The 21,793-nt window shown below is 32.4% G+C and carries 23 protein-coding genes; 3 read left to right on the plus strand and 20 right to left on the minus strand.

What is annotated here, in order from left to right; genetic code table 11:
• Positions 1 to 135: 135 nt before the first annotated feature.
• From B4A23_RS05640 to atpD, 4 genes are all read right to left on the minus strand, one after another.
• Complete coding sequence (locus B4A23_RS05640) at positions 136 to 1,143, minus strand: homoserine O-acetyltransferase family protein (RefSeq protein WP_291117896.1); 1,008 nt, start codon at positions 1,141 to 1,143, stop codon at positions 136 to 138.
• A 29-nt stretch (positions 1,144 to 1,172) separates the two neighbouring features.
• Positions 1,173 to 2,480, minus strand: a complete 1,308-nt coding sequence (locus B4A23_RS05645) for an O-acetylhomoserine aminocarboxypropyltransferase/cysteine synthase family protein (protein WP_291117899.1) — start codon at positions 2,478 to 2,480, stop codon at positions 1,173 to 1,175.
• Positions 2,481 to 2,929: 449 nt separating this feature from the next.
• Positions 2,930 to 3,223 carry a F0F1 ATP synthase subunit epsilon gene (locus B4A23_RS05650; protein ID WP_038336143.1) on the minus strand — a complete coding sequence of 98 codons (294 nt, stop codon included), beginning with the start codon at positions 3,221 to 3,223 and terminating at the stop codon, positions 2,930 to 2,932.
• An 85-nt stretch (positions 3,224 to 3,308) separates the two neighbouring features.
• Positions 3,309 to 4,817 carry a F0F1 ATP synthase subunit beta gene (gene atpD, locus B4A23_RS05655; protein ID WP_114998651.1) on the minus strand — a complete coding sequence of 503 codons (1,509 nt, stop codon included), beginning with the start codon at positions 4,815 to 4,817 and terminating at the stop codon, positions 3,309 to 3,311.
• Positions 4,818 to 5,005: 188 nt separating this feature from the next.
• On the opposite strand from atpD, the gene B4A23_RS05660 reads away from it, so the two are divergent.
• Positions 5,006 to 5,935 (plus strand): bifunctional riboflavin kinase/FAD synthetase, encoded by a 930-nt coding sequence (locus tag B4A23_RS05660; RefSeq protein ID WP_291117902.1) that lies wholly within the window; start codon positions 5,006 to 5,008, stop codon positions 5,933 to 5,935.
• A gap of 34 nt (positions 5,936 to 5,969) precedes the next feature.
• On the opposite strand, the gene B4A23_RS05665 is transcribed toward B4A23_RS05660, so the two are convergent.
• The 4 genes from B4A23_RS05665 to B4A23_RS05680 form a co-directional block, all read right to left on the minus strand.
• On the minus strand, positions 5,970 to 6,992 hold the full coding sequence (locus B4A23_RS05665) for a hypothetical protein (RefSeq protein WP_291117905.1): 1,023 nt from the start codon (positions 6,990 to 6,992) through the stop codon (positions 5,970 to 5,972).
• Complete coding sequence (locus B4A23_RS05670) at positions 6,989 to 7,531, minus strand: RNA polymerase sigma factor (protein ID WP_286478603.1); 543 nt, start codon at positions 7,529 to 7,531, stop codon at positions 6,989 to 6,991. Before B4A23_RS05670 ends, B4A23_RS05665 begins: the two co-directional genes overlap by 4 nt.
• A 154-nt stretch (positions 7,532 to 7,685) precedes the next feature.
• Positions 7,686 to 8,681 (minus strand): aspartate-semialdehyde dehydrogenase, encoded by a 996-nt coding sequence (locus tag B4A23_RS05675; protein WP_286512431.1) that lies wholly within the window; start codon positions 8,679 to 8,681, stop codon positions 7,686 to 7,688.
• 257 nt (positions 8,682 to 8,938) lie between these two features.
• Positions 8,939 to 9,349, minus strand: a complete 411-nt coding sequence (locus B4A23_RS05680) for a BrxA/BrxB family bacilliredoxin (RefSeq protein WP_291117910.1) — start codon at positions 9,347 to 9,349, stop codon at positions 8,939 to 8,941.
• Between the two features lie 112 nt (positions 9,350 to 9,461).
• Between B4A23_RS05680 and rnpA the strand changes: the two genes are divergently transcribed.
• Positions 9,462 to 9,842: a ribonuclease P protein component gene (rnpA, locus tag B4A23_RS05685; protein ID WP_286486590.1), complete on the plus strand. Its 381-nt coding sequence runs from the start codon at positions 9,462 to 9,464 to the stop codon at positions 9,840 to 9,842.
• Between the two features lie 44 nt (positions 9,843 to 9,886).
• Here rnpA and B4A23_RS05690 read toward each other — a convergent pair whose 3' ends face one another.
• The 6 genes from B4A23_RS05690 to B4A23_RS05715 form a co-directional block, all read right to left on the minus strand.
• Positions 9,887 to 10,087 (minus strand): hypothetical protein, encoded by a 201-nt coding sequence (locus B4A23_RS05690; protein WP_125350576.1) that lies wholly within the window; start codon positions 10,085 to 10,087, stop codon positions 9,887 to 9,889.
• 14 nt (positions 10,088 to 10,101) lie between these two features.
• Positions 10,102 to 10,716, minus strand: coding sequence for a MarC family protein (locus B4A23_RS05695; RefSeq protein WP_038336159.1), 615 nt, complete (start codon positions 10,714 to 10,716; stop codon positions 10,102 to 10,104).
• Between the two features lie 84 nt (positions 10,717 to 10,800).
• Positions 10,801 to 11,553 (minus strand): LytR/AlgR family response regulator transcription factor, encoded by a 753-nt coding sequence (locus tag B4A23_RS05700; RefSeq protein ID WP_286512436.1) that lies wholly within the window; start codon positions 11,551 to 11,553, stop codon positions 10,801 to 10,803.
• Positions 11,554 to 11,561: 8 nt separating this feature from the next.
• Positions 11,562 to 12,284 (minus strand): CPBP family intramembrane glutamic endopeptidase, encoded by a 723-nt coding sequence (locus tag B4A23_RS05705; protein WP_291117919.1) that lies wholly within the window; start codon positions 12,282 to 12,284, stop codon positions 11,562 to 11,564.
• The gene (locus tag B4A23_RS05710) at positions 12,285 to 13,664 is read right to left on the minus strand and encodes a histidine kinase (protein WP_291117922.1); all 1,380 of its coding nucleotides are present in this window, start codon (positions 13,662 to 13,664) and stop codon (positions 12,285 to 12,287) included. It abuts the gene before it with no gap.
• 207 nt (positions 13,665 to 13,871) lie between these two features.
• On the minus strand, positions 13,872 to 14,609 hold the full coding sequence (locus tag B4A23_RS05715; protein ID WP_291117925.1) for a tetratricopeptide repeat protein: 738 nt from the start codon (positions 14,607 to 14,609) through the stop codon (positions 13,872 to 13,874).
• Positions 14,610 to 14,646: 37 nt separating this feature from the next.
• Between B4A23_RS05715 and B4A23_RS05720 the strand changes: the two genes are divergently transcribed.
• Complete coding sequence (locus tag B4A23_RS05720) at positions 14,647 to 15,183, plus strand: hypothetical protein (protein WP_180905519.1); 537 nt, start codon at positions 14,647 to 14,649, stop codon at positions 15,181 to 15,183.
• Between the two features lie 70 nt (positions 15,184 to 15,253).
• Here B4A23_RS05720 and B4A23_RS05725 read toward each other — a convergent pair whose 3' ends face one another.
• The 6 genes from B4A23_RS05725 to B4A23_RS05750 are packed head-to-tail and all read right to left on the minus strand — an operon-like array spanning position 15,254 to position 21,791.
• Positions 15,254 to 17,047, minus strand: coding sequence for a BatD family protein (locus B4A23_RS05725; RefSeq protein ID WP_291117929.1), 1,794 nt, complete (start codon positions 17,045 to 17,047; stop codon positions 15,254 to 15,256).
• The gene (locus tag B4A23_RS05730; RefSeq protein ID WP_291117932.1) at positions 17,047 to 17,907 is read right to left on the minus strand and encodes a tetratricopeptide repeat protein; all 861 of its coding nucleotides are present in this window, start codon (positions 17,905 to 17,907) and stop codon (positions 17,047 to 17,049) included. The genes B4A23_RS05725 and B4A23_RS05730 overlap by 1 nt, the downstream gene beginning before the upstream one ends.
• Before the next feature lie 17 nt (positions 17,908 to 17,924).
• Positions 17,925 to 18,935 carry a vWA domain-containing protein gene (locus tag B4A23_RS05735; RefSeq protein ID WP_291117935.1) on the minus strand — a complete coding sequence of 337 codons (1,011 nt, stop codon included), beginning with the start codon at positions 18,933 to 18,935 and terminating at the stop codon, positions 17,925 to 17,927.
• A complete protein-coding gene (locus B4A23_RS05740; RefSeq protein ID WP_291117937.1) occupies positions 18,935 to 19,951 on the minus strand; it encodes a vWA domain-containing protein in 1,017 nt (338 codons plus the stop codon). The genes B4A23_RS05735 and B4A23_RS05740 overlap by 1 nt, the downstream gene beginning before the upstream one ends.
• 2 nt (positions 19,952 to 19,953) lie before the next feature.
• Positions 19,954 to 20,919, minus strand: coding sequence for a BatD family protein (locus tag B4A23_RS05745; RefSeq protein WP_291117940.1), 966 nt, complete (start codon positions 20,917 to 20,919; stop codon positions 19,954 to 19,956).
• Entirely contained in the window at positions 20,919 to 21,791 is an 873-nt protein-coding gene (locus B4A23_RS05750; RefSeq protein WP_286478586.1) for a DUF58 domain-containing protein, read from the minus strand. Before B4A23_RS05750 ends, B4A23_RS05745 begins: the two co-directional genes overlap by 1 nt.
• Positions 21,792 to 21,793 lie beyond the last annotated feature (2 nt).

Below are 21,793 nucleotides of genomic sequence, written 5' to 3' on the forward strand. Positions count from 1 at the left end.
TTTTCTTGAACAAAAGAAAAGTAAAACGGATACTTTAGAAGGAGCGATTCGGGAGGAATTCTACGAAGTAGAATCTATTTAAAAATTAAAAAGCTCGAATAAATCGAGCTTTAGATAATTATTCATTTCATAATATTAGACGAGATGTTCCAGAATTGAATTTAATTCTTGTAATTCGACTAAGAAACCATCGTGTCCAAAAATAGAATCTATTTCGATAAATTTTGCATTTGGAATATGATTCGCTATAAATTTTTGCTCATTTGGCGGAAATAAAATATCCGAAGAAATTCCAATCACTAAAGTGTTCGAAGAAATCTGAGCTAAAGATTTCTCTAAAGATTCTCTATTTCGAGCCAGGTTTTGCGAATCCATCGCTTTCGAAAGTGTCCAATAAGAATGAGCATTGAATCTGTTTGCTAATTTTTCACCTTGATATTTTTGATAAGAAGAAGCTTTGAAATCATTGTAAACAGAATCCTCGTCTTTTTGCTTCTGTTCATATATAATATAGGTACGATAAGACAACATCGCAATTGTACGTGCTGCAATCAATCCATTTCTTCCTCCATTCTCAGTTTTATCGTTAAAAGTTGCATCTGCTTCGATAGCTAAACGCTGCGATTCGTTGAACGCAATTCCCCAAGGAGAATGTATTGCATTCGTCGCCAACAAAACTAAATTGTCCACTTTAACTTGATTCAGCAACGTAAATTCTAACGCTTGTTGACCACCGAGTGAACCACCAATTAATAAATGAATAGTTGAAATTCCTAAATGATCTGCCAACAATTGATGCGCGTTTGCCATATCTTTTATCGTAATTGTAGGAAAATCTCTATAATAAGGCGAATTTGTTTCAGGATTTGTAGATAACGGATTTGTTGTTCCGTAATTAGAACCAATCACATTGGCGCAAATAATAAAATGATCTTTTGGATTGAACAATTCATTTTCTCCAAAAAGACCAGCCCACCAATCGAAAACATCCGAGTTTGCCGTTAAAGCATGACAAACCCAGATGATATTGTTTTTTTCGGGATTCAATGTTCCCGCTGTATGATAAGCAATGGTTAAATTTTCGAGAATTTGACCATTTTCTAATTGAAATGGCTTTGTATAATTATATTGATGAAAATTCACTGAATTAATTTATAGCTAAAATACTTTGTTTACTTAATTTTATCAAAAGCTTGCTGAAGATCATTTTTGATATCATCAATATATTCGATTCCGACAGAAAGACGCAATAATCCTGGAAAAACTCCAGCAGATTTTTGTTCATCATCGCTCAATTGTTGATGAGTTGTTGCAGAAGGATGAATAATTAATGATTTTGCATCACCAACATTTGCCAAGTGACTAATCAATTCTAAACTATCAATAAATTGATTCGCTTTGTCTGCATCACCTTTAATTTGGAATGATAAAACAGCTCCGAAACCATTTTTTAAATATTTTTTTGCCAGATGATGACTTGGAGAGGTAATTAATCCAGGATAATTCACTTTTTCTACTTGCGGATGAAGTTCTAACCAATGCGCAATTTCTAACGTATTGTCCAAATGTTTCTGAACTCTTAACGACAACGTTTCTAAACCTTGTAACAATAGGAAAGAATTGAAAGGTGAAATTGCGGGACCAAAATCGCGCAAACCTTCTACGCGAGCACGAATAATAAACTGAATATTCCCAAAAGGTCCATTCACCCCGAAGACATCGGAAAAAACTAAACCATGATAACCTTCTGATGGTTCAGAAAATTGTGGAAATTTACCATTTCCCCAATCATAACTTCCTCCATCAACGATTACACCTCCAATTGATGTTCCATGTCCTCCGATCCATTTTGTTGCAGATTCTACGACAACATTTGCTCCATGTTCTAAAGGTTTGAAAATATAACCGCCCGCACCAAATGTGTTATCCACAATAAATGGAATATTATGTTTCTTCGCAATTGCAGCGATTGCTTCAAAATCTGGAACATTAAAACTCGGATTTCCTATCGTTTCTGAATAAATCGCTTTTGTATTTTCATCAATTAATGATTCTATTTTAGCTGGATCTGCATCTTCAGCAAAGCGAACATCAACACCTAAACGTTTAAAACCAACTTTGAATTGATTATATGTTCCGCCATAAAGATTAGAAGCTGAAACAAAATTATCTCCCGATTCTAAAATATTATTTAAAGCAATAAATTGTGCAGCTTGTCCAGATGAAACAGCTAATGCCGCAACACCACCTTCGAGCGCAGCTATACGTTTTTCGAAAACGTCGGTTGTTGGATTCTGAATTCTTGTGTAAATGTTACCAAATTCTTTCAAAGCAAATAAATTTGCTCCGTGTTCGGCATCATTAAATACATAAGAAGATGTTTGATAAATTGGAACAGCGCGAGAGCCTGTTGTTGGGTCTACTTCCTGACCTGCGTGTACTTGTAAAGTATCGAAATGTAATTGTTTTTCTGTTGACATAATAAAATTGTGTTGAATGTGACTACGATTAATAAATAGTAGGGTAGGTTAGTTAGCTGAAATTAGCAGCTGCACATTCGAATTTTACTATTGATACAATTATAGATGCTGTGAAGCAGGACGCCGTGTCCAAAAGAATGTTTTTTAGAATTGTACTTCATCTTTAAAAAAATTATTCATTTCTAACTACACTTTGTAGTTTTATATTAGATGTGAAATTAGAATAATTTTCTAAATAATAAAATTTATAATCAGTTTTTAGAAAATAAATCTATAAAATCAATTTATAAAGAATATTTACACCAAAAAGTTAAAAATATTTCTTTCGAAATCTATAAAAAGGATTTAAACAGAATAAAATTTGAAGTAAAAAAGAGAATATTAAGTAGAAAATATAAAAAAAGGAGATCAAAATTGATCTCCTTTTAAGTTTTATGATAAAAAAGTAATTAGTTTGCTAAAACGATTACTTTATTATTGTTCATTTCTATTGTTCCTCCTTTGATATCTAACAATAATGTAGATTCATTAGATGGAGAACTGTAAACTTTACCAGATTGATTATCGAAATCTTCGAAAGTTTTTGTGTGAACTTTAATTTTGATTGTTCCTTCACCTAAAGTTGCAACGATAGGAGCGTGGTTATTTAATAACTGAAATTCACCATCTTTCCCTGGTAAAGTAACAGCATCTACTTCTGCATCGAAAACTACGAATTCTGGCGTAATAATTTGTAAGTGCATAATCCTATTGTTTTTAAAAAAAAGAGTACTTAGCAACTTTCAAAAAAAAAAGAAACGTAAGCACTCTTTGTATGGTTAAACTATATTATTTAGCTTCTGCTAACATTTTTTCTCCAGCTTCAATCGCTTCTTCGATTGTACCACGTAAGTTGAATGCAGCCTCAGGATATTGGTCAACTTCACCATCTAAGATCATGTTGAATCCTTTGATTGTATCTTTGATGTCTACTAAAACACCTGGGATACCTGTAAACTGTTCTGCAACGTGGAATGGTTGAGATAAGAAACGTTGGATACGACGTGCACGGTGTACAACTAATTTATCCTCTTCTGATAACTCTTCCATACCTAAAATCGCGATGATATCTTGTAAAGCATTGTAACGTTGTAAGATTTCTTTTACACGTTGTGCTGTTTCGTAATGTTCTTTACCAATAATTGCTGGTGATAAGATACGAGATGTAGAGTTCAATGGATCTACCGCTGGGTAAATACCTAATGAAGCAATTTTACGATCTAATACCGTTGTAGCATCTAAGTGCGCGAAAGTTGTAGCTGGCGCAGGGTCAGTTAAATCATCGGCAGGTACATATACTGCTTGTACAGATGTAATAGATCCGTTTTTAGTAGATGTAATACGCTCTTGCATAGCACCCATCTCAGTTGCTAATGTTGGCTGATAACCTACGGCTGATGGCATACGTCCTAATAAGGCAGAAACCTCAGAACCTGCTTGTGTAAAACGGAAGATATTATCTACGAAGAATAATACGTCACGTCCTTGACCTTGTCCATCTCCGTCACGGAAATATTCAGCTAATGTTAAACCTGTTAAAGCAACACGAGCACGTGCACCTGGAGGTTCATTCATTTGTCCGAAAACGAAAGCAGCTTTAGACTCTTTCATGTTTTCGCTGTTTACTTTAGATAAATCCCAAGATCCACCTTCCATAGAGTGCATGAAATCTTCACCGTAATTAATTAATCCAGCTTCAATCATCTCACGCATTAAGTCATTACCTTCACGAGTACGCTCACCAACACCAGCGAATACAGATAAACCTCCGTGTCCTTTAGCGATGTTGTTCATCAACTCCTGAATTAATACTGTTTTACCTACTCCAGCACCACCAAATAAACCAATTTTACCACCTTTTACGTATGGCTCTACTAAGTCAATTACTTTAATCCCTGTAAATAAAACTTCTGCAGATGTTGATAATTCTTCGAATTTTGGAGCTGGACGGTGAATAGGTAAACCGTTTTCTTTGTCTAAATTCCCTAAACCATCAATAGCATCTCCAACTACATTAAATACACGTCCTTTGATGTTTTCTCCAATAGGAACCATAATTGGTTTTCCTAAAGCGATAACTTCTTGACCTCTTTGTAAACCATCAGAACTATCCATTGCGATACAACGTACAGTATCTTCACCGATGTGTTGCTCGACTTCAAGAATTAATGTTTCTTTTCCTTGACGAGGAACCTCTAATGCATCATAAATATTTGGAAGGCCTTCTGCGTTATCAAAAATAACGTCAATTACAGGTCCAATAACCTGTGCAATCTTACCTTTCTTTTGATTTGCCATTATATGAAATGATTTAGTTTATTTTATTTGGGTGCAAAGGTAAGTTAAAAACATTGTATAATTTATATACTTTTTAAGATTTTTGTCATAATATTTTGATTAGTAATCAGAATATTACAATCAAAGGAAATTAAAAATAGATTTGAAGTTCGATTTGAAAGCCTTAATTTTGTGCAAAATCATTTTTAGTGAACGTTTATCAATCCTTAGAAGAAATCAAACCTATCAAACGTCCTGTCCTTACTTTGGGCATGTTTGATGGTGTACACATTGGACATCAATCTATTCTAAAACAACTCAATACAATTGCAAATGAAATTGATGGGGAAAGTGTTCTGATTACTTTTAATCCACATCCTCGAATGGTTTTACAACCAAATTGTGATCTTAAATTCTTGAATACTTTAGAGGAAAAAGAAAATGTTTTACGTCAATTTGGGTTAGAACATTTGATTATTCAAGCGTTTACAAAAGATTTTTCCCAAGTAACTTCTGTCGAATTTGTCAAGAATTTATTGGTTGATCAAATCAATATTGATACGTTAGTGATTGGTTACGATCATCATTTCGGGAAAAATAGAGAAGGAAATTTTGAGCAATTACAAGTTCTTTCGAAAGAATATGCTTTTAATTTGATTCAATTGCAAGCTATCGAAGAAAATGATGTGGCGGTGAGTTCTACAAAAATTAGAAATGCACTTATCGAAGGAAATATCGCGTATGCAAACAAAGCGTTAAACTATCAATATCCACTTTCTGGAGAGGTTGTTCATGGTGATAAAATTGGGCGTACACTTGGTTTTCCTACCGCTAATTTACAAGTTGATCCCAATAAATTGATTCCAAAAGATGGCGTTTATGCAGTTGATGTTTTTGTGGATAATCAAAAATATTTAGGCTTATTAAGCATCGGATTTAGAGAAACGGTTACCAATTCTCGCGAACATCGGGTAGAAGTGAATATTTTGGATTTTGATCGAGAAATTTATGGAGAAACAATTCGCCTTGAATTTTTAGGACATTTGCGAGATGAAAAGAAATTTGATTCGTTAGATGATTTAATCACCGCGATGAATCAAGACAAAGAAAATGCAATAAAACTATATGGAAATAAGTAAAAAAGGTTCGCTAAAAGTGAACCTTTTTTAATCTCTATTTATTATAATATTTAAATATTTCTTTTTTATTCTTTTCCAAGACGCCCAAAAGCGTTGCATCAACCTTTGGTTCGTTAGTCGTTAAAACAATATTATCATTTATTTTTTCGAATGTAATGACAAGATTATTCGTTGTACTTTCAAACGAAATTTTATTTTTTGATTTCTTTTGTAATTTAAAATTGGTACGTAAAATATCCGATTTTACTGTAAATTTCAAAGGTTTATAAACAATCGCAGATTTGTCAACTACAGATTTTTTTGGTGAAACTTCCATCACCGAAGCTGTTTCTAATGATGTATTCGCAGTACGTTCTTCTGCAACAACTTTCATTTTCATCACATCAGAAGTGTCTTTTAGTTTAGAAGCACCTCTAATTACAACTCCTGAAGCTTTTCCTGCTAACTTATCTGAAATAGCAGAATCTTTCAAATATCCCAAATTTTGACTATTTGCTTTAGCATATTGACCTTCTTTTTCTATCGAATCTAAAACCTTAGAACGAGCTTCCATTGCTTGCGGTGCTGATAAAGTAACTGGAGCATTTGGAGCGGACGCTTTAGATAATTGAGGAAAATATCCTTCGTCAGCAATTGCATCAGCAGAATGTCCTTCAATTACTTTATAAACAGACTCTTTTGTAACTTTATCATTCTTTACTATTTCTAGAGGTTTTTCCAAATCTTTATCTTTCGATTCCAAAACCACTATTTCTTCTTGTTCAGCAGGCGATTGCTCGATAACTGGGACATTTGTTTTGACAATTTCAAGTGAATTTTCTCTATTTTCAGTATTAATATTTTCGATAAAAAGTACAAAGTAAGGAATCGCAATCAATGCGAAAACAGCAGCAGAAAACCATACACTCGAAACAAATTCGCGAATAGGTTTCTTTTTCTTTTCCTCGTTCTGCAAACCAGATTCAATACGTTTCCACACCAAATCTCTCGGTTTTTCGCCGACAGTTTCGTTACTTCTTGATCGAAATAAATCTTCTATTGGATCGTTTGTGTTCACGATAAATTTGATTTTATATTTTCATTCTTACTTAACATTTCCTTCAATTTCGTCTTTGCTAAATTGAGTTGCGATTTCGATGTTCCTTCTGTAATGCCCAAACTTTCGGCAATTTCTTTGTGCTTATACCCCTCAATAACGTAGAGGGTAAACACGAGACGACAGCCTTCGGGCAGATAATCGAGGAGTTTCATCACATCATCTTCTTCGATTTGTTGCGAAGCTTCTTGGTTAGATGAAATAGAAGAGGAGTAATCGTCAACATTAAGATGAAAGATTTTATTTTTCCGCAACTCCATCAAACATTCATTAATCATAATTCTTCGCATCCATCCTTCAAAACTTCCTTCGAACGAATAATTTTCAAGATTCTGAAAAATCTTCAAAAATCCTTTTACCAACGCATCTTCCGCTTGTTGTATATCGGTAAAATAACGTTTACAAACCGCAAAAAATCGCGCATCATATTTTTCGTAAAGCAGTCGCTGTGCTTTCGAATCATTGCTGATACAAGCTTTTATGAGTTGTTTTTCGTCCAAAATACTTTTTCTTTCTTACTGTTTAGATGCGAAAATTACGCTTATGGTTGCTTTGATAGCGTAAAATATTTGTTAAAGTTCTGAAAACTTATTCATTAAACATAAAAAAAGTCGCTACAAGAGCGACTTTAATCTATATTATTAATTGAAAATATTATCCAACTAAATTGTGTTTTACTAGATATTCTGCAATCTGAACCGCATTTGTAGCAGCTCCTTTACGTAAATTATCCGCAACAATCCAACAGTTTAATGCATTTGGTTGAGATAAATCACGACGGATACGTCCTACAAAAACATCGTCTTTTCCTTCTGAATAGAAAGCCATTGGATAAGTATTTGTATCAGGATTATCTTGTACAGTTACACCTTCCTGTTCTGCTAATAATTTGCGAACTTCAGCTAAATCAAAATCATTCTCAAATTCAATATTCACAGACTCCGAATGTCCTCCTTGCACAGGAACACGAACCGCAGTAGCAGTAATATTCATTTCGTCCACACGCATAATTTTACGAGGCTCACGTGTTAATTTCAATTCTTCTTTTGTGTAACCTGTTTCTTCATCAAAAACATCACAATGAGGCAATGCATTTTTGAAAATTTGGTATGGATAAACTTTCGCTACATCACGTCCTTCTATTTCTCCATTCAATTGCTCCACTGCATCTTTGCCTGTTCCCGTAACTGATTGATAAGTAGAAACAACCACACGTTTAATTCCGTATTTTTTGTGTAAAGGATTAAGAACCATTACCAACTGAATTGTAGAACAGTTAGGATTTGCGATAATTTTATCATTCGTTGTTAAAATATCTGCATTGATTTCAGGTACAATCAACGGACGATCTGGATCCATTCTCCAAGCCGATGAATTGTCAATTACAGTTGTTCCAACTTCTGCAAACTTAGGCGCCCACTGTTTGGAAGTTTCTCCACCTGCTGAAAAGATTGCGATATCTGGTCGCATTTCTACAGCATCCTGCATTGATACAATTTTGTATTCCTTTCCTTTGTACTCAATAGTTTTTCCTATTGATCTTTCTGATGCTACTGGTATAATTTCAGTGATTGGAAAATTTCTTTCTTCCAAAACTTGGAGCATAACTCTGCCGACCATTCCGGTAGCGCCTACGACTGCTATTCTCATTTGTTTATTAAATAATGTATTATAAAATTTCGAATTGCTAATTTACTGATTATTTCGATACATTTTTCTCTCTTTCATAGGTTTAGCAATCTATTTGATATGATATATTTTATGTTATGATGTTAATTCAGGTTTTTGAACTTTTCCTTGAATTAAAATTTATAAAACTCTTTTTTATAAGAATTTTGAACACAAAAAAAGTGGAACAAATTGCTCCACTTTTTAAAATATTTTTGAAATAATCTTCAAATTTAGTCTTAAGCAAACTCGTTGTAAGCTGCTTTTAAGTTTTCTGCGATAGCTGCTGCAGAGTGTCCTTCGATGTGGTGACGCTCTAACATATGTACTAATTCACCATCTTTGAATAGAGCAACAGCTGGAGAACTTGGAGGAAATGGAGCAAAAAACTCACGTGCTTTTGCTACAGCATCTTTATCAAATCCTGCGAAAACTGTTGTTAAATGTGCAGGAACTTTATCATTATCTAATGACATTACAACTCCTGGTCTTGCAGCACCTGCAGCACAACCACAAACACTATTTACCATTACCAAAGTTGTTCCTTCTTGTTTGATTGCTGCTTCTACTTGTTCTGGAGTTGTTAAATCTTCGAAACCGTTAGATGTTAACTGTTCCTTCATTGGCATTACTATTTCTGCTGGATACATATTGTTCTTTTTTTGTTTTAAATAAAAATAAATTATTTTCAAAGTTACATAATTCTAAAACTTTTTAGAATACTTACTTTTGCAGTTACAAATTTACGTAGAATTTAGCAATATGAAATTGACTTTTGGTAAGAATGAGAAACTTAAAAGCAGAAAAGCATTCGATGAATTGTTTTCTGATGGAAAAACATGTGTTTCTCATCCGATTAGATTTGTCTACAAAATCAAGCCGAAAGCTGATTACAATATAAGAGTAGGAGTGAGTGTTGGGAAGAAAAAATTCAAACACGCGGTTGATCGAAATTTATTGAAACGTCGTGCTAAAGAAGCTTACAGATTAAATAAATTATTGCTTGAACCTAATGAAAACTATTCGGTTGATTTGGTGATGATTTATACTTCGACAAAACATCAACCTTTTGAAGTGATTGAACAATCTGTCAAAACTTTATTAGAAAAATTAAACGAAGCGATACAAACAAAAAAAGATTAATCCTCGGATTAATCTTTTTCATTTATTATAAGTTGTAAAACTGTTTATTTCTTAAGATTTGCCTGCAATCTGAAAAAACTAAAGTATACAGATACTAAAATTAATCCACAAACCGATGCTCCAATTCCTAAAACGCTACGAAAGTTTTCTTCAGCCATAAAACCAGCTTTATAATCCATCTCATATAGGTTGTAACCTAAACCTATCAACAAAACGATTGTCGCGATATAAATATATGTTTTCATTAGATAATGAATTTTTAAATTTTAATTTCATTCATAAACAATGCACCGATATTTGACGTGAATAATTTGATTGCGATTGACAATAAAATTACTCCAAATACTTTTTTCAGCACCGATAAAACTCCAGGTCCCATCCATTTTTCGAGTTTTCCTGCGAATTTCAGCACCAAATATACGATTAACATATTTAATATAATCGCTATCACAATGTTAATATCTGCAAACTGCGAACGAAGCGAAAGTACAGTTGTCAACGATCCCGCACCCGCAACTAACGGAAACGCAATAGGAACGATGGATGCAGAGTTGGATTCGACTCCTTTTTGAATTTCAATTCCCAAAATCATTTCGATAGCTATGATAAAAATCACAAAAGCTCCAGCAACGGCGAACGACTGAACATCAACACCAACTAATTTCAAAATTTTAGTTCCAAAAAACAAAAAAGAAATCATCAAAATACCTGCTGCAATCGAGGCTTTTTCGGACTGAATATGTCCAACTTTGCTTCGAATTCCTACAATAATTGGAATACTTCCTAAAATATCAATAACAGCAAAAAGCACAGCGAAAGTTGTTCCGATTTGGTTGAAAGAGAATTTCTGAAAAAATGATGTTATATTTTCCATTCGTATTTAGTGATAATTAATTGGTTGATGCAAAAATAGAGGTTTTTATGAACAATTTTTCATAAAAAAGCAAGAAATCAATTCTTAATCCAACCAATTCTTAAAATCTGTCACTTTTTCGCGACTCACAATCATATCTTGCTCGTTGTAAGTATTTAAAATTATTTTTAATCTTGAATTAGAATACATTGTAATTTCTTTAATCGAATCTATTTGGATAATTTGACTGCGATTAATTCTGAAAAACTTTTTCGGATCGATTTGTTCTTCTACTTTATCTAATGAAAAATCTACCAAATAATTTCGATTTTCTTTTGTATGAATATATGTTGCTTTGTTTTCACTAAAAAAACATTCGATATTCTCTGTTTCTATAATTTTGATTGATGTTCCGATTTTGATCGAAAAACGTTCTTTAAATTTTTCTGTTTTATTATTCGAAAAAAGATTTTTTAATTCATTTAGATTGAAACTTGAAGATGTTTGCTGAAATTGTTTTTCAAATTTCTCGATTGCGAACTTCAGTTCCTCTTCATCAACAGGTTTCAACAAATAATCAACCGAATTTAATTTAAACGCTTTCAACACATATTCGTCATAAGCTGTCGTAAAAATAATGGCTGACGAAACATCAACTTGATTAAAAATCTCAAACGATAAACCATCTGATAACTGAATATCCAGAAAAATTAAATCAGGATTTGGATTCGTTTTCAACCACGCTACACTTTCTTCTACAGAGTGCAACATTTCGTGTATTTGATAACCCAATTTTTCTACACGTCGCTTTAATAAACGCGCTGCAGGCTTTTCATCTTCTATAATTAGTATTTTCATAGTTTTTTTTAAGTTAATTCACGAATCGGTTTTCTTTCAAAAATTTTGTTCCAAACAAATAATAAAGCAAGTATAATGACAAAAATGATCAATGTTGCAAGATTTGTCTTAGCCATTAAAGCGTGAATTGTAGCTGGAACGATAATCGATTTTGTTCGAATTGTTGAAAAAGTTAATACAAAAGAAAAAACAATGCACAATAACATGAAAATTCCAAAACCTCCGAATTGATCGAAATCTTTAAAAATTAATACATGCCAAACTGCCCAAAATATTCCCGTTATAATGCTTTTTATTATCCAAAATATATTGCCTAAAGCATCATTCAAATAACCTCTCCACATATATTCTTCCATAATATCATAAAGCAACGTCACAGAAATAAAAATCGCTGCCCACAAATGTTTATTAATTCCGTAATCGTTATTAATCCCATAAATTGAATAACCAACGAGTAAAATAAATGGAAAAATCAATGTTTTTAAACTTTCTTTTCCCAAAAAAGAAACTTCTTTTTTAACCTTAGAGAATTTATAGAAAAGTAAACTAATCAGAAAAATAATCAAACCATGATTCATATTCCAAGGCAGTTGAAAATCGACTAAACCTCCAAAAATCAATTGTAGAAAATTAGGACATTTACGAATCAGAAAAGTTCCGATCAATATCAATCCATAAAAAATGATTATTCTAATCCAATTTGTTTGCTTTATTTGATTTGCAAAATTCATTTATTGCCACTTTTTATTTTGCTCTTTTTCCAAGATTTCTTTGGCTTTATTCTCTTCCCAACCAGAACCATACGCAAAAACTTTTACAGCATTTAGCGCAACGCCCAATCCCCAACCTAAAACTGGCCAATAAAACCACCAATGTCCATTACTTGTAACTAAATTGAGAATAAAAAAGAATAAACTCATTACAACATAAGTTGCTAAATGTGCATAAAACTTTTTCAATTCTTTTGCGCGCTCTACTGCACGTAAATAAGCTTGTTGTTCGTCAAAATTTTGTGTATTCATAGCTGTATTTTTTTGTGTTAATATGGGAAGTTCTACTCGAAAGATTTGTTCATTTTTTTCGATGTTGACTTCTCGATTAGAAATTAATTGATAACGATTAATAATATTTTTCAGTCCAATTCCAGTCGAATCTTTAATAGTTTCTTTTGGTTGAAAAGAGTTTTCAATGATCAAATAATTATCTTTTTTATAAATCTTAATTTTAAGAGGCTTTTGATCAGATACAATATTGTGTTTGATTGTATTTTCTAATAAAATCTGCAAAGAAAGCGGCACAATAAATTCGGTTTCAGAGAAAGTTGTTTGTTCAATTTCGAAATCGATGCTATTTTCAAATCGTAATTTTAGAAGATTAACATAGGTTTTTGCAAAATTTATTTCTTCTTGAATCGATACAACTTCTTTGTCTTTTTGTTCTAAAACATAACGATAAATCTTAGAAAGCGATGTTGTAAAATCTATCGCATTATCTGGATTTTCTTCGATCAAACCAGTTAAAACATTCAGACTATTAAATAAAAAATGTGGATCTAATTGATTTTTTAAGGTTTCGAATTGTGCTGTCGCTGTTTCCGCTTTTGTTGATTCGATAACAATTTTACGTTCTAATTTATTTTTCTTTCGATCAATAATAAAAAATAAAAACAAAAAGAAAACCGTGATCACTGCAACTAAAAGATAATTGATTGTTTGATCGTAAAAAATATATTTCTGCAAAAGTAGATTCGCAAACTCCACGAATACATAATACAATACCAGCGTATAAATAATAGAACGTAAAAAATACTTTCTTAAAATTTTTTCTGGTTTAGGCGAATCTGGTATATCTGTTCGATATTCATTAAAAACACTTGTATTTACAAAAGATGCGGCAATACTGAACGAAAAATATCCAATAAAATATTTGATGGCTTCTGGATGAAAAAATTGATTGAATGACACATTTGGAGATGTGAAAAATATCACGCTATAAATCAGAATATTGACTACAAAAAGAATCAAAATATTACGAACAATTAACTTTTTATCAGAAACAATAATTCCTTCAATGAATTTGTAAATAATAAATCCTAAAGCTATAAATTTCATAGAATGACCAACTAATTTACCTAACTCAAAAGATGATGCTATAGGATATACTGATTCACTTTCACTTAAAATATATATAAATAATATCAGTGAAATTAAAATTGAAAAAATTGTTACTAATCTTTTATTGTATGGTTCCATATCAAGCAATCAAATTAATTAACCAAAAAATAATTTCGTGAATAAATTGTGCAATTAAAGCTATCATTATAGTACGTTTTTACATTCGTTATTCAACAAGGCTTCGGCACGATCTTTTCCCCATTTCGGTTCATTATTTTTTGGCTTTTCAGCATCAAATAAAGCTAAAGATTTTTTTACATTTTTACAATCTTGTGTAATATCCATTCCGCTATATTTTGCAGCATTGATATTAAACTCAGCCAAACCTAAAACAGAACGCGGATTACTAGGATTTAACATCAACGATTTTTGATAGATTTGTACTACTTCTGGATAATAAATTGCACCATTTTGCATTGGATTCTGCACAATTTCTGCTGTTAAATACAACGCTTTCAAATTAAGGATTTCTATATTTAATGGATTATTTTTAACTAGATCATCGATTTGAGTTTTTACATTCGAAAGAATTTCTTCGTTTTTATCCACATCTTTTGATTCGAAAGTTTTCAAAACTTCAGAAAAAGTCAAATAATATTTAGGTAACCATTCATTTGGATAATCATTTATTAATTGCTTAAAATTAGCTTCAGAAGAATGATTTCCTTTGTTCCATTCCGTTAAAGTTTTATTCATATCTGATTCAAAATTCTTTTGTGCAAAAGTTGATACACCGAATAAAATTGCGATTGTTAAGAAAATTGTTTTCATCATTTGTTTTTTTTTAATTTGTTGAGTCAAAGTTCTTACAAACACTTTTCGTTTGAAATTATATGTTACCGAATTGTCAATTTTCGAGGACGAATTGTAAAATGGTTTCATTTTTGGATTAACATAATCGAAACTAAATCAATCGAATATGAAAAAACTCTTTTTAGCTACTTTACTTGTAACAGCTTTTGCAAGTAATACGAAAGCGCAAGTGACAGGGCGTTACAGCCAAGTTGCGTTGACTGCACCAGACGAATTGCGCGATAGTGAAAATGATGTGCAAATAACAAAAGACAAACAATCTTCGAAGAAAATTTGGATCGATCATTTGATTCCAAACAAGCGTATTTATGCGATTTCTTATTTAGCAAGTGACGAAAAAGTAATCTATACAATTCCGAAACAATTGGTCGGGAATTATCAAATCAATACTGGTTGTGTTATATATGATAACGAAGAAAATCAATTGACAATTTCGGCGAATAATCCTGTTGATTGTATTGGAATTAGTCAAAAAGATTATGAAAATATTTCGGTTGGAAAAGATGGTGTTTCTGTAGGGAAAACGAAAGTTGGATCGAACGGAAAAATCTCAACAAACGGAGTAGAAATCAAAGGAAGCGAAGTAAAAGTTGATGCAAAAAAATTGCTTTCTGGAATACAATATGTTGGGCGAAAAGCTTAAAAATATTCAAAATAAAAGGGACAACTCAAAAACTGAGATTGTCCCTTTTACTATCTAAAAAACTTGAAATTTATTTTCGTAATAATTCTTCGGAAATATTTTGCGTTGCTTCGAAAACTTCTTCTAAATTTTGATGCAAACCACCAAAGGCATATTTCGCTTGCCGCGCATTATTCAACAACAATTTCCATTGTTCTACGGCTAATTCGCTCACACCATTTTCAATCAGTTTATTTGCAATCATCTCGTCAGAAAAATGAGCTAAATCTGTATTTGTTTTTAATAGCGCTGCATTACACAAAATATTTTCTTGTAATTGATAAAAATCTTTTTGGTCTTCAGCGTTTATTTTTTGCTTCAACTCATCTAATTCAGCAGAAATTTGACTCGAATTTATCGTTGGTTTTTCAACCAAAGTAAACTTTTGGGTTTCTGTTTTTGGTTGATATGATTCAAAATTATTTTGCTCGTTAAGAGGTTTTATTTTTGGTTCAATTGTTTGTTTTTGTGTCGAATTATTTTTCTTTCTCATCAAAAATAAACTTCCAGCACTCAATGCAATTACACCACCAGTTAACCACAACCAACCGCTTTTTCCTTCTTTTACATCATTCGTCATTTCTTCTATTTTATCAGAAATTGTCGAATCTGGAGAATTAGATGCTATAGCAGTTGCAGAAGAAGTTTTAGAACCTGAAACAGACAAATTAATCGAATCTGATTTCAAGGTTACATATTTCTCTTTAACAGGATCGAAATAACTAAATTCTACAGGCGAAATCGTATATTCTCCTCCAAAATTTGGGACAAGAACTGTTTGCTCAGCAACTTTTCCTTTCATTCCTGTATCATAGGTTTTATATGCATCACGTTTTTTCGGCGCAAATTTTTCTAAATTTTTTGGTGTTGTAATTTCAGGTAAATTAATGGTATTAAAGTTTCCTGTTCCAATAATTTCGACATCAAAATTTACACTTTCATTGGTAGCAACTTCTTTTTTATCAAGCGAAGCATTCATTTTAAATTGACCAACTGCACCGCTAAAATTCTTTGGTTTTCCTTCTTCTGGAAGCGCTTTTGCATTAATCACAACTGGATTACTACGCACTTCTACAGGCTCCGCACCATATGTTGTTGGTAACACCACATCTACCGAAAACGGATCAATTTCTATCTTTCCTGGTTTTTGAGGAAAAACATAATAACGTGCAATTTCTTCAGAGAAATATTGTTTTCCTCCTACAATTTCTTGCTTGATATTTTCGGGAGAACTTTTAACTATTTTTGGGCTTAATCCATCTAAATTTCCTTGACGAAAGTTTTGTTTACGATTAAGATAAGATAAATCTTTTACGTATAATTTTACTGATAAACCAACTTGTTCATTCACATAAGGATTCGTTTTCGAAACTTTACTTTGCAGGAAGACTGGTTGAGAAGTATTACTTCTAAAATTATTGTGCGTCAATCCCGTTCCTTTCACTACAACATCGACAGGTTTTGATGTATAGGTTTTTCCATTAATCACAATCTTAGCAGCTCCAATGCGATATTTACCCTCTTTTTCAGCAACAAAAGCAAGGATAATTCCTTCTTCTATCACTCCTTTTCCATTCACATAAGAAACATTTTGCGAGCGTTGTTCACCTACAATTTGTAATCCATTATGTGGAGGATATTTCATTGGTTGATCAATCGAATAACTATCTGTATTAGATTCGATAAAAAAGCCCACGCTAAATGCTTCTCCTAAACTGACCTGCGTTTTGTCTGCATCAGATTTAAAAGAAATTTGTTGTGCTAACGCTGTGATAGACGTTAAGGCAAACACTAAAAAGCTATTTAAAACGCTTGTCGTTGTCATTACCAATCCTTAGATGTTGTTGTTCGTTGTTTTTCTGCTTTTTGTTGAATAATTTTTCGTTGGGTTTTGGCTTCCTGATTTTGCAATGCTTTTAGCAAACCGTCTCCCAAATTATTCTTTGCATTATCTTGTTCTTTACCGTCTCCATTATTTCCTTGTTTGATTTCTGGAGATTGATTATTTCCTTGTCCTTTATTATTTCCATTTTCACCACCAGCTTTCGGATTTCCTCCTTGATTTTGCTGTTTTTGCTGATCAAATTGTTGTTGTTGTTGAGATTGATTCTGATTCTGCTTTTGGTTATTTTGGTTTTGTTGATTCTGTTTATTTTGCTGCTGTTGTTGTTTTTGCTGATTATTTTGATCTTGTTTGTTCTGATCTTTATTATCCTTATTATTCTGATCCTTTTGCTTTTCACGTTCTTTTTCTAACATCTTTTTTGCCAATGCATAATTGTAACGTGTAGCATCATCTTTTGGATCATTTCGTAAGGCTTGTTTGTAATTATCAACAGCATTTTGATAATCTTTTTCCTGCATAAAAGCATTTCCCAAATTGTGATAAGCCAAATGTTTATCATTATTCGTTTTAGATACTTCAGCAGAACGTTTGTAATGCGCTATACTTTCTTTGTAGCGTTTTTGTTGAAATAAGGCATTTCCCAAATTGTAATTTGCTTTGACAGAAGTTGGATCTTCCATGGCAGCTTTCTTGTAAGCAACTTCTGCATTATCAAATTTTCCTTTTTGATAATACTCATTACCTTCAATAATGTAGCTTTTCGCTTTCGATTGGCTATAACCAAAAACGGATAAAAGCATTATTCCTAAAAATCCTATTTGTTTTAAAAAGTACATCATTTTACCATACAAACTTACTATTTCTTTTTGTTAAAAATCTTATATTCAGATGTTAATAATTCCACAAAAAGTAAACAAACCGCAACCGCTAAAAACCATTGATAAATGTGATTCATATCTCTTGTTGTAGAGTTAGCAATTTCGTTTTTATCTAATCGGGCTTTATACATTGATAATGCGGATAATGCATCTTGCGTATTATCCAAATGAATGTAAGTTCCGTTTGTATCTTGTGCCAATTCGCGAAGATTTTTATCTTCTAATTTTGTAATAACTGTAGAACCTGTTTCGTCCTTTTTATAGTCTTCTGCGTAGCCATTGTAGTACATCGGAATTGGAGCTCCTTTGTCTGTTCCAACACCAACTGATACAATATGAATTCCGTTATCTTTTGCTATTTTAGAAGCTTGATTAACTGTATTTTCGTTGTCTTCTCCATCCGATATTAACACAATTAATTTACTTGTATTCGCCGATCCTTTGAATGTTTTTGCAGCTTCCTGAATCGCATTTAAGTAATTTGTTCCTTGACTCGAAATTAACTCTGTATTAACATTTTGCAAATAACTTTCGATTGCAGCATAATCATTTGTCAATGGAGAAATCGTGTAAGCATTCGCTGCAAACGCAACCAAAGAAGCTCGATCTCCACCTAATTGATGTAATGTTTCTGTGATTAATTTTGTTGCTTTTTCTAATCGAGAAGGAGCGACATCTTGTGCATTCATCGAACTCGATAAATCTAACAAGAAAACCATATCAATTCCTTCGCGCTTTACTTGCACATCTCGTTCACCATAAAGTGGATCCATCAATGCAATTACCATTAAAAATAAAGCCACACAAAATGCAATGATTTTGAAACCATAACGCTTTGAAGATGTGATTGGAAAAACAAATGGAAACAGTTTTTTATCTGCAAATGTTTTCTTTACACGTTCGCGCCATTGAAATACTGTTATCGATAGAAAAATAACGACAAACAATAAAATCATCAACCAAATATTATGTAATTCTCCCCACTGCATTAGATTAATTCTTTAAAAACGGTTCTTCGTAAAATGGCTTCTAATACCAAAATGATGAATGCAGGCAATAAAAATCGTGCAAACAATTCGGTATAATTATAATATTTGACTTCGTTAATTTCTGTTTTTTCAAGTTTATCAATTTCGTCATAAATGTTTTTTAGACTTTCATTGTTTGTTGCACGGAAATATAAACCACCTGTTTTATCTGCAATTTGTCCCAACAATTTTTCGTCAATTTGTACTGGACGCATATCAAAAACATAATCACCTAACATATCGTAACCATAAGGCATAGGCGCCATTCCATTTGTTCCAATACCAATTGTATACACTTTTATCCCTTTCTCTGCTGCAATATCAGCGGCTTGAATAGGCGAAACATACATCAAATCTCCAGAAGGATTTACACTTTCAACACCATCTGTAATCAAAATAACTACTTTAGATTTTGCTTTACTATTTTTAAGATGATTAACAGCTGTTGCCAAACCAACTCCAATTGCTGTTCCATCAGCTAAACTACCTGAATGTAACATTTCAATTTCTTGTGTCAAAACATCACGATCTGTTGTTAATGGAACACGTGTCAAAGCTTCACCAGAATATTCGACTAAACCAACTCTGTCTGTTTTTCTTCCAAGTGAAAAGTCTTTTGCAACTTCTTTTAACGCTGTTAAACGATCTGGTTTCAAATCGCGCGCTAACATACTCAATGACGTATCTACAGTCAATAAAATATCAACTCCTTCGTCCGATTTTACTTTTGTCGTAACATCTACATAACGTGGACGAGCTAAAGCAACAATGCACAAAGCCATTGCGATAATTCGCATCAAAAATAAAAGTGGTTTGTACGTCGCTAACGAACTTTTTGCACCTCCAAATGCTTTAAGCGAAGGTAATTTTAAGGATGCTTTTTTCTGGCTCGTTTTGCGAATTTCTCTGAAAATAAAGAAAGGCAAAGCAAGCAATAAGAGTAAGATCCAAGGATTTTGAAACTCAAAATTTAGCATTCCTAATTGTTATTAAACTGTTTATATTTTTCTCCCGTCACTTGATCTTTTTTCAAATCTTCGTTCTCCGGAATTTCTAATGGTTTTACACGATCTACAAATTCATCTACCCAATTTCGGTGCGAAGTATTTGTAGGTTCATCAAACTCTTGTTTTGCGAATTTTACCAAATCAGCATCGAACAAAAATTGTTTAAATTTCTGTACATCTTCTGGCAAAACATCTGGTTTTGTCGCAACATATTTTACCAAATCATCCGACAAAATTTCTAATGCCGAAAAGTTATAAATACGTCCTAAATATCGTCTTACAACAAATGATAATTGCGTGTAATATTCTTTTTGTTCACCACGTTTCAAATATTTCTTGGCATCCAACGCTTTCAGACTTGCTTTCGCTTCGTCATAAGGCGTTTTGTACGAATCTTTGCCAGATAATTTCGATTTTGCTCGAACATATAATACAACCAAAACAATTCCGATGATAAATAAAATCAAGGCAATAATGCCGTACAACCAATATTTATTCCAATAATCTCCAATAGAATATTCTTCTTCCATTACAGGTTTTATCGGGAAAATTGCATTTTTCGTTGTATCAACTGCAATATCTTGAATATCAATTTCGAGTTGTTTTGTTGTTAAATCTTTTCCATTTTTCTGAATGATAAATGACGGAATATTAAATTTACCTGCATCATATCCAGTCAATTCTAAATGTTGAACAATTTCAGATTTTCCATCCGTTTTTACAGTGTCAATTTTTTGACCTAAAACCTCGATGTGATGATTAATTGAATCTGAAATCGTAGGAAAAACAATTTTATCACCTGCTTTGTAATCAATTTTTACTTCATATTGGATTGGCTCGCCAATTTTGATTGTCGTGCGATCCAATTTTGGCATAATTTCTTGCGCAAACGAAAATTGAAGGATAAAAAAATTTACTAAAAGCAATAAATTCTTCATTAAGCTTTATGACTTTTAAAGTAGTTTAACAATGGGCGAACATAATCTTCGTCGGTACGAATACTGATCGCGCCTGAATGATTTTTTTTGAATATAGATTGATAACGTTGATCTAAATCGCGATAATATTGCGCATATTGTTGACGCAATTTCTTAGATGAAGTGTCTATCAAGCGGATTTCTCCTGTTTCGTTATCTTGCACATGAACCAAACCTACATCTGGAAAAGATTGCTCTTTTTCGTCATAAACTCTAATTCCAGTCACATCATGTTTTTTTGCTACGATTCGCAACGCTTTTTCATAATCAGAAGAATCAATAAAATCTGAAAGAATAAAAACATTTGATTTTCGGCGAACCAAATTCATAAATGTTTCTAACGTCGCTGCCAAATCAGTTTTCTTGCTTTTTGGTTCGTAAGAAACAATTTCTCTCACCAAACGCAACACATGTTGTTTTCCTTTTTTGGGTGGAATAAATTTCTCCACTTGATCCGAATATAAAATCAAACCAACTTTATCATTATAGGTAATTGCCGAAAAAGCCAAAGTAGCACTCAATTCAGCAATCGTTTCCATTTTAATTTGTTTTCGTGTTCCAAAGTTTTCAGAATTCGAAACATCAACCAATAAAAACATGGTTAATTCTCGTTCTTCTTCAAAAACTTTTACATAAGGTTCGCTGTATCGAGCCGTTTTATTCCAATCGATATTACGAACGTCATCACCGTATTGATAAGGACGAATTTCACTAAAAATCATACCTCTTCCTTTGAATGAACTGTGATATTCACCCATAAAAAGGTTGCTCGCTTTACGCTTGCTTTTTAGCTCAATACGTTTTACACGTTTGATGATTTCTTTTGCATCCAAAG

The organism is Empedobacter sp. UBA7248 (genome assembly GCF_002472945.1).
Classification (GTDB): Bacteria; Bacteroidota; Bacteroidia; order Flavobacteriales; family Weeksellaceae; genus Empedobacter; species Empedobacter falsenii_C.